General features: G+C 69.9%; 20 protein-coding genes. 16 read left to right on the forward strand and 4 right to left on the reverse strand.

Annotated elements, in window-relative coordinates; genetic code table 11:
• Positions 1-285 precede the first annotated feature (285 nt).
• Positions 286-2,040 (reverse strand): hypothetical protein, encoded by a 1,755-nt coding sequence (locus ACGFNK_RS13020; RefSeq protein ID WP_393415163.1) that lies wholly within the window; start codon positions 2,038-2,040, stop codon positions 286-288.
• A gap of 236 nt (positions 2,041-2,276) precedes the next feature.
• Between ACGFNK_RS13020 and ACGFNK_RS13025 the strand changes: the two genes are divergently transcribed.
• The 7 genes from ACGFNK_RS13025 (at position 2,277) to ACGFNK_RS13055 (ending at position 7,745) form a co-directional block, all read left to right on the forward strand.
• Positions 2,277-2,597, forward strand: a complete 321-nt coding sequence (locus ACGFNK_RS13025; RefSeq protein ID WP_386345636.1) for a DMT family transporter — start codon at positions 2,277-2,279, stop codon at positions 2,595-2,597.
• Between the two features lie 31 nt (positions 2,598-2,628).
• Positions 2,629-3,165, forward strand: a complete 537-nt coding sequence (locus ACGFNK_RS13030; RefSeq protein WP_386345634.1) for a TetR/AcrR family transcriptional regulator — start codon at positions 2,629-2,631, stop codon at positions 3,163-3,165.
• 96 nt (positions 3,166-3,261) lie between these two features.
• Positions 3,262-3,879 carry an RNA polymerase sigma factor gene (locus ACGFNK_RS13035; RefSeq protein ID WP_393415168.1) on the forward strand — a complete coding sequence of 206 codons (618 nt, stop codon included), beginning with the start codon at positions 3,262-3,264 and terminating at the stop codon, positions 3,877-3,879.
• 2 nt (positions 3,880-3,881) lie between these two features.
• Complete coding sequence (locus ACGFNK_RS13040; protein WP_393415171.1) at positions 3,882-4,772, forward strand: CU044_5270 family protein; 891 nt, start codon at positions 3,882-3,884, stop codon at positions 4,770-4,772.
• An 89-nt stretch (positions 4,773-4,861) separates the two neighbouring features.
• The gene (dapD, locus tag ACGFNK_RS13045; protein ID WP_393415174.1) at positions 4,862-5,851 is read left to right on the forward strand and encodes a 2,3,4,5-tetrahydropyridine-2,6-dicarboxylate N-succinyltransferase; all 990 of its coding nucleotides are present in this window, start codon (positions 4,862-4,864) and stop codon (positions 5,849-5,851) included.
• A 161-nt stretch (positions 5,852-6,012) separates the two neighbouring features.
• Complete coding sequence (locus ACGFNK_RS13050) at positions 6,013-6,570, forward strand: SigE family RNA polymerase sigma factor (RefSeq protein WP_393415177.1); 558 nt, start codon at positions 6,013-6,015, stop codon at positions 6,568-6,570.
• Positions 6,567-7,745, forward strand: a complete 1,179-nt coding sequence (locus ACGFNK_RS13055; protein ID WP_393415180.1) for a WD40 repeat domain-containing protein — start codon at positions 6,567-6,569, stop codon at positions 7,743-7,745. The genes ACGFNK_RS13050 and ACGFNK_RS13055 overlap by 4 nt, the downstream gene beginning before the upstream one ends.
• Here the strand turns inward: ACGFNK_RS13055 and dapA are convergent.
• A complete protein-coding gene (gene dapA / locus ACGFNK_RS13060; RefSeq protein ID WP_393415183.1) occupies positions 7,732-8,631 on the reverse strand; it encodes a 4-hydroxy-tetrahydrodipicolinate synthase in 900 nt (299 codons plus the stop codon). The genes ACGFNK_RS13055 and dapA overlap by 14 nt on opposite strands.
• A gap of 174 nt (positions 8,632-8,805) precedes the next feature.
• Here dapA and ACGFNK_RS13065 point away from each other — a divergent pair, with 174 nt between their 5' ends.
• The 7 genes from ACGFNK_RS13065 (at position 8,806) to ACGFNK_RS13095 (ending at position 13,825) form a co-directional block, all read left to right on the forward strand.
• Positions 8,806-8,943: a hypothetical protein gene (locus tag ACGFNK_RS13065; RefSeq protein ID WP_393415186.1), complete on the forward strand. Its 138-nt coding sequence runs from the start codon at positions 8,806-8,808 to the stop codon at positions 8,941-8,943.
• Positions 8,940-9,602 carry a hypothetical protein gene (locus tag ACGFNK_RS13070; protein WP_393415189.1) on the forward strand — a complete coding sequence of 221 codons (663 nt, stop codon included), beginning with the start codon at positions 8,940-8,942 and terminating at the stop codon, positions 9,600-9,602. The genes ACGFNK_RS13065 and ACGFNK_RS13070 overlap by 4 nt, the downstream gene beginning before the upstream one ends.
• Before the next feature lie 603 nt (positions 9,603-10,205).
• Positions 10,206-10,619 carry a phage holin family protein gene (locus ACGFNK_RS13075; protein ID WP_393415192.1) on the forward strand — a complete coding sequence of 138 codons (414 nt, stop codon included), beginning with the start codon at positions 10,206-10,208 and terminating at the stop codon, positions 10,617-10,619.
• Positions 10,616-11,485 (forward strand): DUF3618 domain-containing protein, encoded by an 870-nt coding sequence (locus ACGFNK_RS13080; RefSeq protein WP_393415195.1) that lies wholly within the window; start codon positions 10,616-10,618, stop codon positions 11,483-11,485. The genes ACGFNK_RS13075 and ACGFNK_RS13080 overlap by 4 nt, the downstream gene beginning before the upstream one ends.
• 122 nt (positions 11,486-11,607) lie before the next feature.
• A complete protein-coding gene (locus ACGFNK_RS13085) occupies positions 11,608-12,315 on the forward strand; it encodes an antibiotic biosynthesis monooxygenase family protein (RefSeq protein WP_393415197.1) in 708 nt (235 codons plus the stop codon).
• Between the two features lie 110 nt (positions 12,316-12,425).
• A complete protein-coding gene (locus tag ACGFNK_RS13090; RefSeq protein ID WP_393415200.1) occupies positions 12,426-13,061 on the forward strand; it encodes an ArsR/SmtB family transcription factor in 636 nt (211 codons plus the stop codon).
• A gap of 26 nt (positions 13,062-13,087) precedes the next feature.
• Positions 13,088-13,825, forward strand: coding sequence for an SRPBCC domain-containing protein (locus ACGFNK_RS13095; protein WP_393415203.1), 738 nt, complete (start codon positions 13,088-13,090; stop codon positions 13,823-13,825).
• A gap of 85 nt (positions 13,826-13,910) precedes the next feature.
• Here ACGFNK_RS13095 and ACGFNK_RS13100 read toward each other — a convergent pair whose 3' ends face one another.
• Positions 13,911-15,743 carry an endonuclease/exonuclease/phosphatase family protein gene (locus tag ACGFNK_RS13100; RefSeq protein ID WP_393415206.1) on the reverse strand — a complete coding sequence of 611 codons (1,833 nt, stop codon included), beginning with the start codon at positions 15,741-15,743 and terminating at the stop codon, positions 13,911-13,913.
• Between the two features lie 299 nt (positions 15,744-16,042).
• Between ACGFNK_RS13100 and ACGFNK_RS13105 the strand changes: the two genes are divergently transcribed.
• On the forward strand, positions 16,043-17,470 hold the full coding sequence (locus tag ACGFNK_RS13105) for a hypothetical protein (protein WP_393415208.1): 1,428 nt from the start codon (positions 16,043-16,045) through the stop codon (positions 17,468-17,470).
• A gap of 37 nt (positions 17,471-17,507) precedes the next feature.
• Here ACGFNK_RS13105 and ACGFNK_RS13110 read toward each other — a convergent pair whose 3' ends face one another.
• Entirely contained in the window at positions 17,508-17,855 is a 348-nt protein-coding gene (locus ACGFNK_RS13110) for a hypothetical protein (protein ID WP_393415211.1), read from the reverse strand.
• A 230-nt stretch (positions 17,856-18,085) separates the two neighbouring features.
• Between ACGFNK_RS13110 and ACGFNK_RS13115 the strand changes: the two genes are divergently transcribed.
• Positions 18,086-19,561 carry an alkaline phosphatase PhoX gene (locus ACGFNK_RS13115; protein ID WP_393415214.1) on the forward strand — a complete coding sequence of 492 codons (1,476 nt, stop codon included), beginning with the start codon at positions 18,086-18,088 and terminating at the stop codon, positions 19,559-19,561.
• Positions 19,562-19,660: the final 99 nt, after the last annotated feature.

Raw genomic sequence — 19,660 nt, forward strand, 5'->3', positions numbered from 1 at the left:
AGGCGAACGCGGATTGGTCATGTGCCCTCGCCATGAGAGGAAGCACGAGAGGAAGCGGAGGTCGCGACACGGAAGGTACGGCTGTGGCCGGTTAACTCCGGTGCGCGACGCTGAAACAGTAGTGGACCCGGCGCCTTCTGAGCAGACGTTTCAGAGAGCGGTTTCAAGACCGGAGGGAACAATTTCATAACCTGAAGCAAATTGCGCTCACTTTGGCCCGACCTGCACCGTCTCGTGCGCTCCACGCGAGGAGAACGCGGGGAGCGCACCGGTTGTGACGCAGCGTCAGCGAGTGAACTCGCCGAGGTCGGCGGCGATCCGCTCCGGGCTTCCGTCGTTCTGAACGGGCGCGGCCGTGAGCACGTCCAGGTGCTGGTAGCCAGGCAGGACCACGGGGTTCTCGTCCTGGGGAATGTGGTCCGCCAGGATGCCGTCGCCCGCGACAAACGTGACCTTGGGGTTCGCGGTGAGGCCCTCCTTGTGCACCAACTTGCCCGCGAGCTGCGGATCGTCGATCAGCTGGATGTCCGTGACCAGCCTGGTCGGGAAGTAGTCCTCCGTGAAGTCCAGGGGCTGTTCGGAGAGGCTGCGGGCCAACTCCCCGATGTCCGTGACCTCCTTGGCGGCAGTCGTGAACGGGGCGCCACTGGCCGAGCGGTACACCGGGTCGTCCGCCGCGCCCACCCGGTCGTAGTTGCGCCAGGTGTAGAGCGGGCCGCCCGGCTCGTCCGGGATCGCTTTCAACTCCGTACCGAAGAGGGCTGGTTGGGCCGGGTTGCTGTTGGAGACGGGGAAGTTCTTGTCCACGATCCTGGCGCCGCCGCTGCCACTGCCGCCCGCGCTGTCGAAGAAGCCCACGCTCGTCTGGATAAAGGCGAGCGGTGCCGAGTGGTCGTCCATGAAGGCGCCCAGTACCGCCTCGTTGGTGAGCCGGAAGTCGCGGATGGTGGGGCTGCCCTTGAGGAAGACCTCCGGGTTCTTGGAGAACAGCATGCGGCCGGTCGTCTCGATGTTGGCGTTCGACGGGACCGAGTCGAGCAGCGCGGACTCGGCGTCGGGTGCTTCACGGGCGGCCAGACCGCTCAGCGCGAGCAGGTTCATCGTCTCCGGATTGAGCACCGCGGGGAGCGCGAGGAACCGGGGCAGAACTCCGGTGCGCAACCCGGCCTGTACGGCGGCGTAACCGATGCTCGTGTCCGGGATCAGCCCCGGCAACAGGGACCCGCCGGGGCCGGACGACGTGCCGTTCAGGTCGTCCAGCGAGGTGGAGATCGTGGTGTCCAGGGCGAAGTAGCCCGCGCACTGGTTGAAGCCCGCGTCCGCCTTCGTCGCGGGGTTCGAGTCGAAGTCCCAGGTGGCGAAGACGCCGGTGAGGACGCCGCCCAGCGAATGCCCGCCGCACAGCACCTTCTCCTTGCGCAGTTTCTGGCCGGGCAGTTCGGCGGACAGCAGGTCGTACTGGTCGCGCACGGTCTGCTCCAGACCGACCTCGGCGAGCCAGCCCGCCTGACCGCTCGTCAGGAAGCCGTCGAACTTACGCCCGTCGACCTGCTTGCCACCGTAGTAGTAGTCAACGGCCTTCGTCGCATTGCCCGTTCCGATCCCGGCGTTGTCCTCAAGGCAGTTGGAGCGCCGGTCCAGCGCCCAGAACTCGATGTGCCGGCCCTTCTCGGCCGCCGCCTTCACCGTGTTCCGGGCCACGCTGTCGAAGGCGCCCGCGCCCTCCAGAATGCCCGGCTGGGCGACCAGGATCCTGTAGGCGTCGGCGGACTTCGAGGGCCCGTCCGAGGACCGGTAGCGCAGATACGACAGCCAGTCGCAGCGCGCCGGGTGGCTGCCGGCCGAGGCCGGCAGCGGGATCCGTACGGACACCTCGGTCTCAGTGACTTCGGTGACCGGCGACGTGGACTCCACGGCGGTCTCCGTACGGCCCGGTGTTCCGTCCGCCGACGGTGCCAAGGTCAGCGCCGCCACGGCGAGCGCTCCGGCGGCCACGGCACGCGACCAGGGCCTGTTGCGATGTGCGGCTCCTCTGCTCATGGCCGCACCGTAACCAGCGGTAACTCGCCAGCTCTACAACGGAATGCGCGCAAACGACGGCGGCCGTTGCGCGGATCCGCACAAGGCCGTCGCCCGGCCGTCGTAAATCTGGTGGCGAGGGCCGGCAGCCAATTCTGCGTACTGCGCCCCAAGAAGACGCTCCTCGACTGAACCGTCTTTCCCGATCCCTCCCCCCTTGTGTACGGGCGTACGCATCGATGTGTACGCTCGTACGCATGGGATACGCAACGCTCATCGCCGCCATCGCGGCCGAGGTGGCCGCCACGACCGCCATGAAGTACAGCGACGGCTTCAGCAAGCTGTGGCCCACCGTGGGGACCTGGGTCGGATACGTCATCTCTTTCGTGCTGCTCGCGCAGACGCTGAAGACCTTGTCGGTCGGCACGGCGTACGCGATCTGGGCCGGAGTCGGCACGGCGGCCATCGCGGCGATCGGGATGGTGTTCCTGGGGGAGGGAATGAACGCGGCGAAGGCGGCCGGGATCGCGCTGATCATCGTCGGGGTCGTGGTGCTGCACCTGGGCGGTGGGCACTGATGGACCGCCATGTCATGAGGGGGGCGCACTGATGGCCCGGCGCTACGACCCCGACAGGCGCCGGCGGATCATCGACGCGGCCATCCGGGTCGTGGGCGCCAAGGGCATAGCCGGGCTGAGCCATCGCTCCGTCGCGGCCGAGGCCGATGTTCCGCTGGGCTCCACCACGTACCACTTCAAGACCCTCGACGAGCTGATGGTCGCCGCGCTGAGGCAGGCGAACGAGGGCTTCGCCAAGCTGATCGCCGCACGCGGTGCCCTGGAGGACCCAAGGAGCGACCTGGCCGCCGAACTCGCCGGCCTGACGGGCGAGTGGCTGGCGGGCGACCGTACGGGAGTGGAGCTCGAGTACGAGCTCTACCTCGCCGCCCTCCGCCGCCCCGCCCTGCGCCCCGTAGCCGCCGAATGGTGCCAGGACCTCGCCGAGCGCATCGCCCACCGCACCGACCCGGTCACCGCCCGCGCCCTGGTCGCACTGCTGGACGGCATCTGTCTCCAGGTGCTGCTGACGGGGACGGCGTATGACGAGGAGTACGCCCGGGAGGTGATGGCCCGGGTGATCCCGTGAGCCTTCGCTCTGCGGGGCGTGTGAGCCGTGAACCTTCCTCGGTCCACCGGGGAACAGGGGGTGACAAGCTCGGCACGACGATGCAGGGGAGGCCTTGTGACGGGACCACCACCGCCGGAGGCGCAGGACGAACGGGCGCGGAGTGAAGGGGCGCAGGACGACGCGGAGGTCGTCGGCCAGTCGTTGGAGCACCCGGAGCTGTTCGCCCGCCTCTACGACCAGTACGCGCCGGACATCCACCGGTATGTGACCCGGCGTCTCGGCGAAGGCCCGGCCGACGACATCACCGCCGACACCTTCCTCACGGCCTTCCGCGTCCGCGCCCGCTACGACCTGACGCGCACCAACGCGCGCCCCTGGCTGTACGGCATCGCGGGCAACCTCATCGGCAAGCAGCGCCGCGCCGAAGTGCGGGCCCTCAAGGCGCTGGCCCGTACCGGACACGACCCCGTCGCCGCCTCATGGGTCGAGGACACCGACAGCAGGGTGGCGGCACAGGGCCCGCTCGCCGGGGCGCTGGCCTCGCTGTCCGCCGGCGACAGACACGTACTGCTGCTCGTGGCCTGGGCGGAGCTGACGTACGTCGAGGTCTCCGAGGCCCTCGGTATCCCCGTCGGCACCGTTCGCTCGCGCCTCAACCGCGCCCGCCGCAAGGTCCGTTCGGCACTAGGTGCCGATCCCGCATTCACTCTCGACACCACGGAGGTGGTCTGACCATGGACGAGATGACAGCGGTCCGTGAACTGCGGGCCGACGCCCCCGCCCCGTCCCGCGCCCGCCTCGCCGAAGGGCGCGAGCGGTTGCTGCAGGAGACGCGCCGCGGTGCCCGCGGTCGCAGGCTGCGAGCCGACTGGCGGCTCGCCACGGTCGCGGCCGCAGTGGCGATCACGGCGGCAGCGGTGATCGGCACGCAGGTGGTCGGCGATGACGGACGTACGCAACCAGGATCCCAACCGGGCTACACACTGGAACTCGGCAGTGCGAAGAACCTGCTGAACGAAGCGGCGGACGTCATCGCGGCGCGTCCCCCCGCCAACCCGCGCGACGGCCAGTGGGTCTACCTCAAGTCCGTCGAGACGAACACGACGGACGAGGAGCAGCCGGGGCCCCACACGAGCGAGAACTGGATCAAGTACGCCGATCCATCCATGGAGGACGGGAAGGCGGGCGACGACCACTCGCCCCGCGAGCAGTACGCGTTCCTCAAGAGCCTGCCCGACGATCCGGAGCGGGTACGCGCCGAGGCCCGGGCCTTCTTCAACGTCACCGACCCGGGGGAGACCCGTACGCAGCACGAGTACCGGGCACTCAGCGCGATCATCAGCCGGGCGTATGTGATCGACCCCGAAGGGCTCGCCAAGGTGTACCGGGCCATGGCCACGATCCCCGGTGTGCGGGCCGCCCAGGTTCTGGACGCGGCGGGACGCGACGCGATCGCGCTCTACCTGAAGGGCGACAGTCCGGGCGGGAGCCGCGACGAGACGCTGCTCGACCCGACGACGTACCTCTCCAGCGGCTACCGCTTCGTCGAGCGCGAGGACCAGGTCGTCCTCAACGGCGCCCGGCTCGCCATGGGGCTCGTCGAAGAGAAGGGCGAGCGGCCCTGAGCCGTTGCTGAGGGGGTGGTGCGCCCGGCACCTGAGACGCCGGGCGCACTGGTTGGCACCCGCAGGCCTCCGGCGGTTAGGTTTCCCTCATGACCGACACGACTGCTTCTCGTACCACCGGCGCCGTCGCCGCCGGGCTCGCCACGGTCGCCGGTGACGGCACCGTTCTCGACACCTGGTTCCCCGCGCCGGAGCTCGTCGCCGAGCCCGGGCCGTCCGGTACGGAACGGCTGTCCGCCGAGAGGGCCGCCGAGCTGCTCGGCGGAGGCGCGACCGCGGCGATCGGTCCGGACGCCCGCCGGGGCGTCGAGGTGGTCGCGGTCCGTACGGTCATCACCTCGCTCGAAGAGAAGCCGATCGACGCGCATGACGTGTACCTGCGCCTCCACCTGCTCTCGCACCGTCTGGTGCAGCCGCACGGCCAGAGCCTGGACGGCATGTTCGCGCACCTTGCCAACGTCGCCTGGACCTCGCTCGGCCCGGTCGCCGTCGACGACCTCGAGAAGGTCCGGCTGAACGCCCGCGCCGAGGGCCTCCACCTGGCGGTGACGTCCGTCGACAAGTTCCCGCGTATGACGGACTACGTGGCGCCGAAGGGTGTACGCATCGCCGACGCCGACCGGGTCCGCCTCGGCGCCCACCTCGCCGAGGGCACCACGGTCATGCACGAGGGCTTCGTGAACTTCAACGCGGGCACGCTCGGCACGTCGATGGTCGAGGGCCGTATCTCCGCCGGGGTCGTGGTGGGCAACGGTTCGGACATCGGCGGCGGCGCCTCCACCATGGGGACCCTCTCCGGCGGTGGCAACGTCCGCATCACCATCGGTGAGCGCTGCCTCGTCGGCGCCGAGGCGGGCGTCGGTATCGCGCTCGGTGACGAGTGCGTGGTCGAGGCGGGCCTGTACGTCACCGCCGGCACCCGCGTCACGATGCCCGACGGCCAGATCGTCAAGGCCCGCGAACTCTCCGGCGCCTCGAACATTCTCTTCCGCCGCAACTCGATCAGCGGCACGGTCGAGGCGCGGCCGAACAATGCGGCGTGGGGCGGGCTGAACGACATCCTTCACAGCCACAACTGACGTACGTGATGCGTGCCGAGCGCCCTCCCGCCGACTGCGGGAGGGCGCTCGGCTGTGCGGAGGCGGGAACTTTCCTTGTGGCACAGGCATAGCGGGCGAAGGCTGCGCGCGTCACAAGGAATGCACAGCGGGGGAGGCCCGCCGGGAAAGAGAAGGTGACAATGGATGCCCAAGGGCAGGAGCGCTTCCGGGAGTTCGTGGAGAACCGGTCGCCGGCGTTGCTGAAGACCGCCGTCCTGCTCAGCGGCGGAGACCGGCACGCCGCCGAAGATCTGCTGCAGAACGCGCTGATCAAGGCCGCGGGCCGATGGCAGCGGATCGACGAGCCCGAAGCCTACGTACGGCGGATCCTGTACCGGCAGCAGGTGAGCCGGTGGCGGCTGAAGTGGCGAAGACGGGAGCTGACGGTCGCCGAGCCGCCCGAGGGGACGGGCGACGGTGACGCCGCCTCCAACGCCGAACTGCGCATCGTCATGCGCGGGGCGCTGGCACGACTGACCCCGCGGCAGCGGACCGTGCTCGTGTTGCGGTACTTCGAGGATCTGCCGGAGGCCGATGTGGCCCGGATCCTCGGCTGTTCCGTCGGGACTGTGCGCTCCACCACGCACCGCTCGCTCGCCCGGCTGCGCGCCCTCGCCCCCGAACTGGCCGCACTCGGACTCGCCGACGCCGAACAGAACCCGTCCCGTGACTTCTCACCCGTGGAGGTACGCCCGTGAACGTCGACGAACTGGTGCGTGACTCCTTGCGGGAGCAGGCCACCGAGGCCGTGCCCGTCCCGCCGGGGTTCGCCGACCGGGTGCTGACGGTCCGGCGCCGCCGCCGGACCCGTAGGCTCGCGGCCGTCGCCGCGGCCACCACAGCGGCGGTCGCCATCGCGGTGGCGGTGCCGGGGCTGGAGTCCGGCAAGGACGAGGTGCGGCTCGCGACCGAGACGAACCGGAACGACGTCATCGCCCACCCGGACCAGTCGCCGCCGCGCGACCTGATCGCGGCGGGGGACGTGGCGCTGGCCGCGTACTACGTCCGGAAGACCGTCAAGCAGACGGACGACCGTGGCGTCCACGTCCGCGATTACCGACTGCTCGACCAGAAGACCGGCACATACGAGAAGGCGGCCAAGTGGTCCTTCATCGACGTCGCTCCCGGCATGCGGACCGCCGCCGTCCTGGAGAACGACCTGCCCACCAAGCGGATCGGCCTGCTCGACCTGTTCACCGGCGAGGTCGAACGCTGGATCACGGTGGACCGCGGCGTCGCGGCCGTCGCGTTCTCGCCAGACGGCGGCAAGCTCGTCGCTACGACGTACAGCAGGAACCCCGACCTGCTGTACCTGGTGGACCACGACGCTGACGGCAAGAAGAGCTGGGAGCCGGGGTCCGAGTGGCCGTGTTGCGAGTCGAGCCGGACCGGCTTCTATGTCATCGACGTCGACTCGGGCAAGGGCTCCTGGAACGGGGTCGCGTCGCCCGGGCCCGGCTTCAGAGTGCGCCAGGACTTCGCCTTCAGCCACGACGGCAAGCTGGTCTATTCGAATTACGAGAGGCGGTACTACGACTTCGAGGGCAACGAGGTCGACGTGCCCGCGAACGAGAAGGGCCTGCACCCGCGCTACGGCGCGGGAGTGTCCCCGGACGGCAAGCTCGTCGCGAGCGGCTCGGTCCGCGACGCCTACTCCGGCCGCGAGGTCGCCGTCGTGCCCGGGGGGCGGCATGAGACGCTGGCCTGGGCCGACAACAAACGGCTCTTCGTCTGGGGCTGTGATCCGAAGAAGTGCGACGGCAAGAGCAAGTTCCGTAACGGGCTGCTGCTGGTCACCATGGGCAGCGACAAGATGGTACCGCTGAGCGGCTTCCGCAAGGCGCAATGGACGCCGATCTTCAGCGAGCGCTGATCAGCTCCTGGTACGCCGCCATCAGCCCGTCGACCGCTTCCCGGCCGGCGGGCCTCAGCGGTGCGCGAACCGGACCGGCGGGGAGGCCGAGGGCACCGAGCAGGGCCTTCGCCGTGACCGTGCCGGGCAGGCCGGAGGCCATCATCAACTCGATGAGCGGGATGGCCTGTCGCTGTCGGCGGGCGGCCTCCGTGGTGTTTCCGGCGTCGAACTCGTCCAGGATTCCCCGGAGTTGGCGGGGGGCGGCGTTCGCGACGGTGCTGATGAAGCCGGCGCCGCCCACCGCGTACAGGGGCAGCGTGAACTCCTCGCAGCCCGTGTAGTACGCCAGGTCAGTGCGGGCCAGTACCTTCTGGGTGCCGAGCAGGTCGTACGCGCAGTCCTTGACCGCCACGATCCGCGGATGTGCGGCGAGGCGCAGCATGGTCTCCGGCTCGATGCGGGTGGCGGTGCGGCCCGGGATGTCGTACAGCGCGAGCGGCAGTCCGGACGCGTCCGCGATCTCCCGGAAGTGGGCCTCGAGGGCTTCCTGGGGCGGCTTGCTGTAGTAGGGCGAGACCACCAACAGGCCGTCCGCGCCCGCCTTTTCGGCCTCCTGGGCCAGCTCGATCGTGTGCCGTGTGTCGGAGGTGCCGACGCCCGCCACCACCGCGGCCCGTTCCCCGACCGCCTCGACCACGGCCCGCACGAGCGCGGCCTTCTCGATGTCCGTCGTGGTCGGCGACTCCCCGGTCGTCCCCGACAGCACCAGCCCCTCACACCCGTCCGTGACCAGCCGCTCGGCCAGGGCCTGCGCACCGTCAAGATCGAGAAGCCCGTCCTCGGTGAAGGGCGTGATCATCGCGCAGAGGGCGCGGCCGAAGGGCGGGGCGGAGGGCGTGGTCATGTCCGTAGTTTCGGCACACCGACGCTGAAGCTCCACTTAATTCTTCTACGAGATATCCGTAAGGAAACCTGTGCTGTGGCCGAATGCGAGCGTGCGAGCGCGGTCTAGGAACTCGGCGGCCTTTGGGTCACCATGGCGAGGAACGGTAGTTGGTGATCGGTCACGGGAGGCGTTATGAGGCTGGGTAAGGCGCTCGCCACCGGAGTCGCCGAGGAGCGGCCGTGGGTGGAAGAGGAACAGGAAGAGCTTCAACTCACTGAACAGATCGAGGAGTTGGAGCCCGCCGCCGAAGAGGTTCCGGTCGCGCGATGAGGTGGCGGCTCCCCGAGGAACGTCCGGCGGAGCCGCCCACCGGATTCAAGATCGCCCACCCGATGCTGTCGCAGGACGGCAGCCGGGCCGGGTTCACCGGTGTGTCGCTGGGCGGCGCGCTGCCGTACGGGGTGCTCGACGAGGCCCGCTGCGTGTACGGGCTGCGGCACCGGGCACCGCATCGCCGCTGCGACTGCGGCTTCCACTGCGTGCACGACCGCACGGCGGCGGAGGCCATGCTGTGCACCGCCGAGCACCGGAACGCCGTACTCCTCGAGGTGTCGGTCCTCGGCGCCTATCTGCGCTTCGAGCTCGGGTTCCGTTACGCCCGGCAGCGGGTCCGTACCGCCACGGTCGGCCCCTGTACGTGCGGCTCCGTGGCCGTGGCGCTGGCCGACGCCGGTTGGGGCAAGCCCGGCTGGCGGGCGCTCGCGGCGAGCTGCGCCGGATGCGTACGCGGCCGTCCGTCCGTATCCCTGGCGACCTTCGCGCGGCTGGGCGGAGAGGGGCTGCGGGTACGGGCCGGGGGAGGTGCCGCACCGTCCGGCGGAGACCTGCCCGAAGGGCTCGGCGTGTCCGAGCTGATCGCCGAGGCCGCGCTCCTGCAGGCCCGGCTCGACTGGTTCCAGACCCAGCTGGCCCGGCTAGGAGGGTGCTGAAGGACGCCTGGCACGCACATCTGCCGCGTTGCCGGAACGCCCTCGGAGCTCCGCTACGAGGGCGTTCCGGCGCCTTGCAGCTGCACGCACCGGACGCCGCTCGCTGATCCGACCAGGATCTTCAGCACCGTTCCTGAAGACTGAGCAGGAGTGAGCCCGGTCAGCCGCACGCCCCGAACGGTCTTGGGCGCACTGGTCCCCGGCGTACTCAACCCCAGGTCGGCGACACGCATCCTGTGCGTGGTCCGGTCCCGGGAGGCCAGTTCCCTGGCCAGCTGGGTACGGCCAGCGGCGACGGGGAGGCCCCGAACCATCCTCCGGTGGAGCGGGGGCCCCGCACACTGGCGCCGTACTCGGCGTCCCAGATCGCACGATCACGTTAACCCGGTCGGCCCACGGTGCCGCAAGCCCGCGAGCCGACCATCACACGATCGAGCTAACTCGACCTCGTGCACACTCTCCTGCGAGCGGCTGCGAACCCTCCAAGGCGAGCACGGGGCCGGACAGGAGTAGCGCCGACTCGGCGAGCACGGGCGCCGGGCACGGGTAGCGGCGGCTCTGTGGGGTACTCGGGCGTCCCGAGACGAGAGGAGGCGGGGCGCTGTGACCGAGACCATGCAGCGGCGGCCGGAGGAAAACCACTCGGTGGGTGAACTGGTCGGACAGGCCACCGAACAGCTCTCCGAGCTCGTACGGCAGGAAGTGCGGCTCGCGAAGACGGAGCTGGCGCAGAAGGGACGGCGCGCGGGGCGAGGTGGCGGGCTGCTGGGCGCGGCCGGCGCCATCGCCTATGTGGGCGTGATGGCCTTGGCCGGCACCGGCGTCGCCGCGCTTTCCCTGGTGCTGTCCGTATGGGCCGCGGCGCTCATCGTCACGGCCGTACTCTTCGTGGTCGCCGCCGTCCTGGGCCAGGCAGGCCGCAGCCAGCTGGGCCGCGCCGCGCCTCCCATGCCCGAGCAGACCCTCGACAGCGTCCGGGCCGACGTTGACGAAATCAAGGAAAGGGCTCATCGATGAAGGAGAGGAAGAACAATAACGGCGTCGAGGCCGCTGGGGCTGCCGGAGCTGCCGGAGCTGCCGGAGCTGCCGGAGCTGCCGGGGCTGCCGGGGTCGGCGCCGCCGGGGCCGGAGAGCCGGCGGAGTCCGCCGCGCCCGAGGGCGCCGCGAAGGCGGCTCGTGGGGCCAAGGGCCCGGACGAACTGCGACAGCAGATCGCTCAGACCCGTGCGCAGCTGGGCGACACCGTAGAGGAGCTGGCCGCCAAGGCGGATGTGCGGGGCCGCGCGCGTGCGGGGGGCGCGAAGCTCAAGAGCAAGGCTTCCGGCGCCGGGCATGCCGTGCAGGACAAGGCCGCTCAGGCCGGGCACGCGGTACAGGACAAGGCCGCTCAGGCCGGGCACGCGGTGCAGGACAAGGCCTCCCACGCCGGGCATGCCGTGCAGGCGAACGTGCCGCAGCCCGTGCGAACCGCCGCGACAGCGGTCGGTCAAGCCGGGCGGCGACACCCTCGGTCGCTGCTGATCACTGGTGTGGGAGCTGTGATCGCGGCGGGGGTACTGCGCCGTCAGCCCCAGGGGCACCGCTACATCATGGGCAACCGCCGGAACCCCGTCCTCGGCAGCATCGGCTTCCGCCGGACCAAGGGCCTCGGGCGCATCGGCATCCGCCGCACGAGGGGCCTCGGCGGCATCGGTCTCCGCGGTCCCGGGGGCTTCCGCCGCACCGGCTTCCGCCGGACGACGGGTCTTGGCCCCATCGACTTCCGTCGCACCACGGGCCTTCGCCGCATCGGTCTCCGCCGCACGAGCGGTCTCCGCTTCCGCCGCGCTACCGGCCTCGGGCGCGCTACCACTGACCTCCGCCGCGCTGTGGGCCGTCGCTGACACCGCAGCCATCACAACATCACAGTCATCTTGTTGCCGCCTTCATGACCTTGACCTGAACCTTGGTTGAGGTCAGAGGGTGGGTGGTGCTCGCACCGAGCATCGAATCACTGGAGGCTGTGATGACCACCCACCGTACCGACGCGCATCCCGACATGACCCGCCCCGAAGTCGGAGCCCCGTTCTTCAGCACCTGGCGGGTGGGGACGCCCGAGCGGCAGAAGGAGACCGTCGAGGCGATCGCAGACAGCTGGGAGAGCAGGCCCTGGCCGACCGAGGGCCTGCTCGGCTATTACGTCTACACCGGCCACGACGGCACGACCCTGCTGCACCACTCGCAGTGGGCGGATGAGCAGGCCTACGAGGCGTTCACGAAGGTGTACCGGCAAGAGCGCGTCGACGAGATCGACACCGCAGTGCCCGGGATCGAGCGGGTGGCCCTCGGACGGTACCGGCACTACCGCAGCGGCACCCGCCCCGAGGCGGAGCCACGCGTACCCGGCTGCATCGTGATCGTCGACGTCGAGTTCGAGGGTCCGGACCCCGACCGGCAGCGCGCCTGGGTGGACGCCGTGTTCGAGGCTCTTGAGAGCGAGCCGAACCAGCACCCCGGCGGGATCTCCGCCCACTTCCACCTGAGCACCGACGGCACGAAGGTCCTCAATTACGCGGAGTGGGAGAGCGCCCAGGCCCACATCGACGCCCTGTCCGGCCCGGGTAACGGCGTCGGATCACGCACGCCGCAGTGGGAGCGCGTACAGACGTACCCCGGACTGAAGGGCTCCACGGTCAGCAGGTACTCGTACGCCCTCGGCCTCGTCCCGAAGTGACTCGCACCCGGAAGTGACTCGCACTCCGAAGTGACCCGCACGTCGAAGTGGCCCGCACCGAAAACTCTAACCGTCTGGACAAAAAAAACTTTCGGTGAGACGGTGGAGCCATGTTGGACGTCACCGTGATCGAGGACCCGGCGGCAGCCGCCGCCTCCCTGGACCCCAAGAGGGCTCAGTTGCTCGCCGAGCTGGCGGCCGGACCCGCGTCGGCCGCCATGCTGGCCGGCAAGGTGGGGCTGCCGCGCCAGAAGGTGAACTACCACCTCAAGGCGTTGGAGCGGCACGGCCTGGTCGAGCTCGCGGGGGAGCGCCGCAAGGGCAATGTCACCGAGCGGCTGATGCGCGCGACCGCCGCGTCGTACGTCATCTCGCCGCTCGCGCTCGCCTCCGTGCAGCCCGACCCGGACCGCTTCCGGGACCAGCTCTCGGCCCGCTGGCTGCTCGCGCTCGGCGCCCGGCTGGTCCGGGACGTCGGCTTGCTCATCACGGGCGCGGCGAAGGCCCGTAAACGGCTGGCGACGTACGCGCTCGACGGCGAGGTCCGTTTCGCCTCGGCCGCCGAACGGGCCGCGTTCATCCAGGAGTTGACGGCCGGTGTGAGCGCGCTGATCCGCAAGTACGACGCGCCCGATGCCGAGGGCGGCCGGGATCACCGGATCGTCGTCGCCGTCCATCCCACGGTCAAGCCCACGGCGGTCCAGCCCACGGTCGAGGACCAACCCGCCCCGGAACTGAACCAGTAGCAGCCAGAAGTACTCAGGAGCCCATCATGTCCAAGGAATTCGAGATCGCCCGCGAGTTCGAGGTCGACGCCACACCGGAGCAGGTGTGGGACGCGATCACCAACAACACCGGCGGCTGGCTGTGGCCCTCGGAGCCGCCCGAGCCGCGCGTGGGTGGCAAGGGCGCGATGGGCTCCACGGTCACCGCCTGGGACCCGCCGCACCGCTACGTCAACCGCATCGAAGACGTCGAGGGCATCTCCGAGCAGACCCTCAACCAGCTCGACTACACCATCGAACCGCGCGACGAGGGCCGCCGTGCCTGGGTGCGGTACGTGCACAGCGGCATCTTGGTCGACGACTGGGACAACCAGTACGACGCCGCGGGCCGGCACACGGACTTCTATCTGCACACGCTGCGCCAGTTCCTGACGCAGTTCGGCGGACGCCCGGTCGTCGCCTTCACGACCTTCGACGGACCCGAGGACTCCAAGGCACCGGACGCCTTCGCAGCGGTGGGGCGGGCGCTCGGCCTCGGGGACGACACCGCGGAGGGCACGCGGGTCCAGGCGCGCGGTCCGGAGGGTCAACTCCTCGACGCCGAGGTCGACTTCCGCAATCCGTACTTCCTCGGGCTGCGCACGGAGGATGCCCTCATCCGCTTCTTCGGCCGTAACCACTGGGGCTATCCGGTCGGCATCTCGGTGCACGACTTCGCGCCCGGTGCCGACGCCAAAGCCGACGAGACCGCCTGGCAGGGCTGGCTGAACGGCGTCTTCGCCTGAGCCCGTGCAGGCGTGCATGCGAGGCGGAAAAGCGGACGAGCCCGGCCCCCCGGACGACGGGGCCGGGCTCGTCCGCGCACAGGAACTACGGCCTGAACCGGAGGACCTGCGGGTCGTGGTCGCTGATCTGGTCGGCGAACTCCGCGTTGATGTGCACGCTGTCGTAGCTGAAGTCGCAGTACTTACGGATCGACGGGCTGATCAGGATCTGGTCGAGGACCTGGCTGTTGCCCTGGAAGTCATAGCTGTAACGCTCGCTCTTCGGCAGGGACTTGATGGCCGAGTAGAGGACGCCGTCGTCCTCCAGGAGCTTCGTCGTCGACGAGAACTCGAAGTCATTGATGTCGCCGAGCGTGACGACGGACGCGTTCTTCTGCGCCGCGAGGATGTCCTTGACGAAGGCGTTCACCGACTTCGCCTGGAGGTGGCGCTGGGTCTCCGAGGAGCGGACCGGCGGCTGGTACTGGGAGTGCAGCGCCTGGTCACCGCCCTTCGATGCGAAGTGGTTCGCGATCACGAACACGGTCTTGCCGCGGAAGACGAACTCGCCCACCAGCGGCTTGCGGCTGTTCTTCCACGCCTCGTCCGCCGGGTCGATACGGCCCGGGGACGCCGTCAGCTGCGCCTTGCCGTTCGTCTTGGTGACGCCCACGGCGGTCGTCGCGTCGCCGCCCGCGCGGTCGGTGAAGGAGACGCGCTCCGGGTTGAAGAGGAACACCTGGCGTATGTTGCCGCCCGGCTCACCACCGTCCGCGAGGTTGACCGGGTCGATGGCCCGCCACTCGTAGGCCGGGCCGCCCGCCGCGGTGATCGCGTCGGTCAGCTTGCGCATCGTCTCGTCGGCGGCGACCGTGCCGTCGTTCTTCGCGCCGTTGTTGTCCTGGATCTCCTCCAGGGACACGATGTCGGGCGACTGCAGGTTCTTCACGATCGCGGCGGCGTGATCGGCGAACGAGTCGTCCGTCGGGTCCAGGTTCTCGACGTTGTACGTCGCCACCGCCAGCTCGCTCCGCGACTGCTTGCGGGTCGTCTCGCGCTCCAGTCCGCCGTCGGCGACCGTGCCCAGGGTGCGGGCGGTCAGCGTGTAGCCGCCGAACTGCGTGTAGTCGAGCGGGCCTTCGGTGGTGCCCTTCAGGGTGTCGCCGACGTTCGCCGTCGGGAACGGCTGCGTGGCCGTCGGGGTCAGCGACTGGATCTGCAGCCGGCCGGTGTTCTGCGCGTCGTACGAGCCGTAGACGGTGCCGCCGCGGCGGTTCGGGTTCTCGTACGGCTTCACCGTCACCCACAGCTCGGAGAACGGGTCGGTGGCGGTGACCACGCGCGAGGAGCCGATCTTGACGTTCATGCCCTCCAGGGACTCGTAGAAGTCGAGGGCGTACGTTCGCGGCTGCAGGGCCAGCCCGTTGACCGAGCCGTTCGCGCCCTTGTCGCCCGCGGGCGCGTACGTGCCCGGTACGGAACGACCGCTGATGGTCGTGGCCGCCGGGAGCGCGTTGCCGCTCGACACCACCGTCACCGTCGGCCTGGTGAGCTCCGTGACCGCCTGGTTGCCCGAGGACGTACCGCCCGGCACGAACTCCGTGACGGTGCCCGAGACCTTCACCGAGTCCCCGACGGCGACCTGCGGCGTGGAGCTGGTGAAGACGAAGATTCCTTCGCTGGTGGCCGGGTTGTCGTCCGCGTTCGGGTCCTGGATCCAGAAGCCACGGGACGAACCGTAGGTCCGTACGCCCGTCACGACGCCGGTCACGTCCGTGACCTGCTGCCCCGCGAGCGGGGATGTCCGGGTGCTGCCCTGAATGTCGTGGACGGCCACGGCCTCCGCCTGGGCGGAGCCGGTGAACACCACGGCGGAGATGGTGGAACAGACGGCGGCGACGGTGAGCGCGGCTATGCGCGCGGAAGACTTGCTCGGCAACGGAATCCCTCCGGGGACGTACATGAGCGCCGGGACGAGGGTGGTGCAAGGGACTGGTGGATCCAGTGGAGCCTGTGGAGCAAAAGGGCTCTACGCGCGTCAATCTCGTGTGTGGCCACGTGACTTGTCAAGGTTTCAGCCATGTACGGGTCCTGACAGGTTCATGAACTAGGCCGAGTGGGTTGAAATCCGTCTAGGCTGAGGATGCGGTCAAGGGGCGGCCGGAGCACGACGTCCGGGACGGCCGCCCGACCCCATGCACGTGTGCACGGTTGTACGTCCGAGGAGAGAACCAGCCGATGTCAGACAGCTCCACCCTGCCGCCGGTGCGGCTGACGTCCGAAGCGGAGCTCGCGCGGGACGCGCTCGCCACGCCGCTGCTCTCCCGTGCCGTACGCCTCGCCCGCTGGGCCGGCCCGGACACCCGGGTCGGAGCCGGCGGCGAACTTGTCGAGGAGCAACTGCCGGGCGCCGCCGCGGAACTCGGCCTCGAGGGGGAGGACGCAGCCGCTCTCGCGAGCGAGGCCTGGCGGGTGGCCGTGGACACCGGCCTGGTCGCGGTCCTGGACGAGGAGGAGGGGACGGTCGACAAGGGTGCCGAACTGGCACTCGTCACCTCGGGTGCGCCGGCCGACGTGCTGAGCCTGTGGCTCGTCGCCCTGGACACGGTGCTCGCCGACGCCAGCGTGCCCGACCTCGACGACCTCATGACCGCCATGGACGACGACGGCGAGATCGACCTCTCCGCACTGGACTGGGACCCGGACGCGGAGGCCGACTTCCTCGACGGCGTGCTCGGCAACCTCTACCTGCTGACGGTCAGCGAGGACGGACCCGGCGCCGGCCCGGTGCCACTGCCCGCGCTCGCCGCCTCGGCGGTCGTGCCGGACGACATGGCGGAGCCCACGAACGACGTCCTGGAGCAGGTGTCGGACGTGATGATGCGGCTCGACGACCAGTTCCGGCTTCTGGAGCCGGCCGGTCTCGTCGACTTTCAGCCGGTCGACGAGACGCTGATGACCGACCCCGAGGAGGAGCCTGCGGCGCCGTCCGACGAGACGGACATCTCGCGGTACGGAATGGTGCGGCTCACCCCGCTCGGCCTCTACGGCATCCGGACCCGGCTGCAGGAGGAGGGGATCCACGCCCCGGCGGTCGGCGACCTCGCCGACAAGGGGGCGGACGCCCTGCTCGAGGGCACCTCCACGTTCCCGCCCGCGGCAGCGCAGGCCGAGACCGAGCAGTGGCTCGCCCGGCGTGAACCCCTCGCCGCCGCACGGGAGTTGCTCGCCGCGGCCCGCGGCTCCGACCCGGGCGCACCACTGCGGAGGCTGCTCTGCCAGCAGGCCCTGTCGCTCGTCGGCGGGGAGGCCTCACAGGCCCTGCGCGAAGTGCTCGACGACCCTGAGCTGGGCGGGCTCGCCCGGGTGTGGCTCACCGAGCGGGGCGCCCCCGACGTGCCCGCACCCTCCGAGGAGCTGGTGTTCTGGCTGACCGTCGACACGATCGCCGCCCAGCTGGCGGCGGAGGGCAACTCCGAGGAACTCCAGTCCCTGGTGGAGGGGCTCGCGGCCCAGCACAGCAGCTTCTTCGCCGCCGCCTGGCGCGTCGAACACCCGGCCACGCCCGACGTCCTGGAAGCCATGGGACGGCTCCACCCGGACAAGAAGGTCGCCAAGGAGGCCCGTAAGGCCGCGTTCAAGGCGCGGTCACAGCAAGGGGGTTGAGGTGTAAGGGGGCTTCGACGGAGGTGCCTTACGGGACTCACGAGCCCCTTTGTGTCTGCTCCTGCTCCGTCTCGCCCTGCGCCTCGCCCTGCGATTCGCCCTGCGCCTCGCCCTTTGTCCCGGTCTTCGTCTCGCTCTGCGTGTCGTCCGGCGTGTCGTCCTGCGTCTCGTCGGCGCCCATCGGCAGCACGCGTACGGGTACGCCCTCGAGCTCCTCCGGAATCACGTCCTCGGGCCGGAGACGGTCGCGGGGCACCTCGTGGGTGACGAAGACGACGATCACGTCCTCGCCCGAGTCCTCGTCCCGGCCGATGCCGACACCGGTCACATGGGCCAGCCCCATCAGTCGGTCCTCATGGAGGCGGCGCGCCTGACGTGCGTCCACTCCGGCTCGCCTCCCATGGGTCGTGCGGATGGTTACTGCCTATTTTACGAAGGTTATTCCGATCATTCGTTCGCACGCCGGAATTGCTGGGCCATATGGGTGGCCCCTTGGCTCCCGGTTGTCGGTCCGCGTTCAACCAGAGTTCAGTCACAAGCGGAACGGTGTGGCCTAAGGCCGACAATCGGCCACCCTCCACGGTCCCACTCCACCGTCACAGGAGAACAGACAGCATGCCGCTCACTCGTAGGGACTTCGCCAGACGGTCCGCGGTCACCGGTGCCGGTGTCGCCCTGGTCGGCAGCGTCGGCGCCTTCGCCACCGCGCCGGGCGCCCTCGCGACCCAGGACACCGAGACCATGGGGGACGACGCGGAAGCGGGGGAAGCCGCGGAACGCCCGGGCGGCGGCGTCGGCTACGGCCCGCTCCTCCCCGACCCCCAGGGCATCCTCGCGCTGCCCGCCGGATTCTCGTACCGCGTCCTCACCTACAGCGGCAAGACAAAGCTGGAGTCCGGCGAGACCACGCCGTCCAACCACGACGGCACGGCTGCCTTCCCGGGCCCCCGCGGTACGACCCTCCTCGTCAACAACCACGAGCTCAAGGGCCCGCGCGCCAAGTGGGAGTACCCGGTGCCGCTGACCGAGGGTCTCGTCTACGACCCGGCCGCGTCCGGCGGCTGCACGGTCGTCGAGGTGCGCCCCGACGGCCAGGTCGCCGAGTGGGTCGGCATCGCCGGCACCTCCACCAACTGCGCGGGCGGCAGTACCCCTTGGGGCACCTGGCTCACCTGCGAGGAGAACTCCGACCGGGCCGGCCAGAACGGCATGACCAAGGACCACGGCTACGTCTTCGAGGTCGACCCCGTCGACCGCCGCGCCAACCGCGACCCCAAGCCCCTGAAGTTCTTCGGCCGTTACGACCACGAGGCCGTCGTCATCGATCCCAAGCGCGGCCACGCCTACCTCACCGAGGACGACGACGAGCCCAACGGCCTCTTCTTCCGCTGGGTCCCGCCGAAGGGATTCACCTACGGCCGCGGCAAGTTCCGCACCCTCGCCGACGACGCCGGCGTCCTGCAGGCCCCCAAGTGCTATGACTCCGGCGGCCGTTACGTGGACGATCTGTCCCGCGCCACGAAGATCGGCACCGTGTACGGCGTCGACTGGGTGGACGTACCCGACCGCGACGCCAAGACGGTCGCGGTGCGCAAGCAGTTCGACGAGGGCGAGGTCACCCGCGCCCGCAAGCTCGAAGGCATGTGGTGGGGCGACGGCGGCGCGTACATCGTCTCCTCCTACGCCCGTGAGGAGAGCCCCGTCCAGCACGACGGCCAGGTCTGGTTCTACGACCCCCGGCGCCGCACGCTCACCCTCAAGGTCCTCCTCGGCGTGAACCCCGACCCCACTGACCCGTCGGCGGATGGCGCCTTCGACGGCCCCGACAACATCACCGTCTCCCCCTACGGCGGCATCGTCCTCGCCGAGGACGGCGAGGGCGTCTCGCATCTCTTCGGGGCGACCGACAGCGGCCGTACGTACCCGATCGCCCGCAACGACCTGAACGTCGGCACCGAAGAGGAGCCGGAATACAGCGAGTTCGCCGGAGTCACCTTCTCCCCCGACGGAAAGACCCTGTACGCCAACATCCAGGACCCGGGCATTCTGCTCGCGATCACCGGGCCCTGGAAGCGCCAGAAGCGCGGCTAGTTAATTCATTGGCCCGGCCCGCGGTACGCCTCCTACAGTGATGCATGTCCAGGTGCGAAGGCAGGACCTACTTCCACTGATAATGGGGCGGCCGCGGGT

Source organism: Streptomyces sp. NPDC048825, assembly GCF_043198355.1.
In the GTDB taxonomy this organism is placed as follows: Bacteria; Actinomycetota; Actinomycetes; order Streptomycetales; family Streptomycetaceae; genus Streptomyces; species Streptomyces xiangluensis.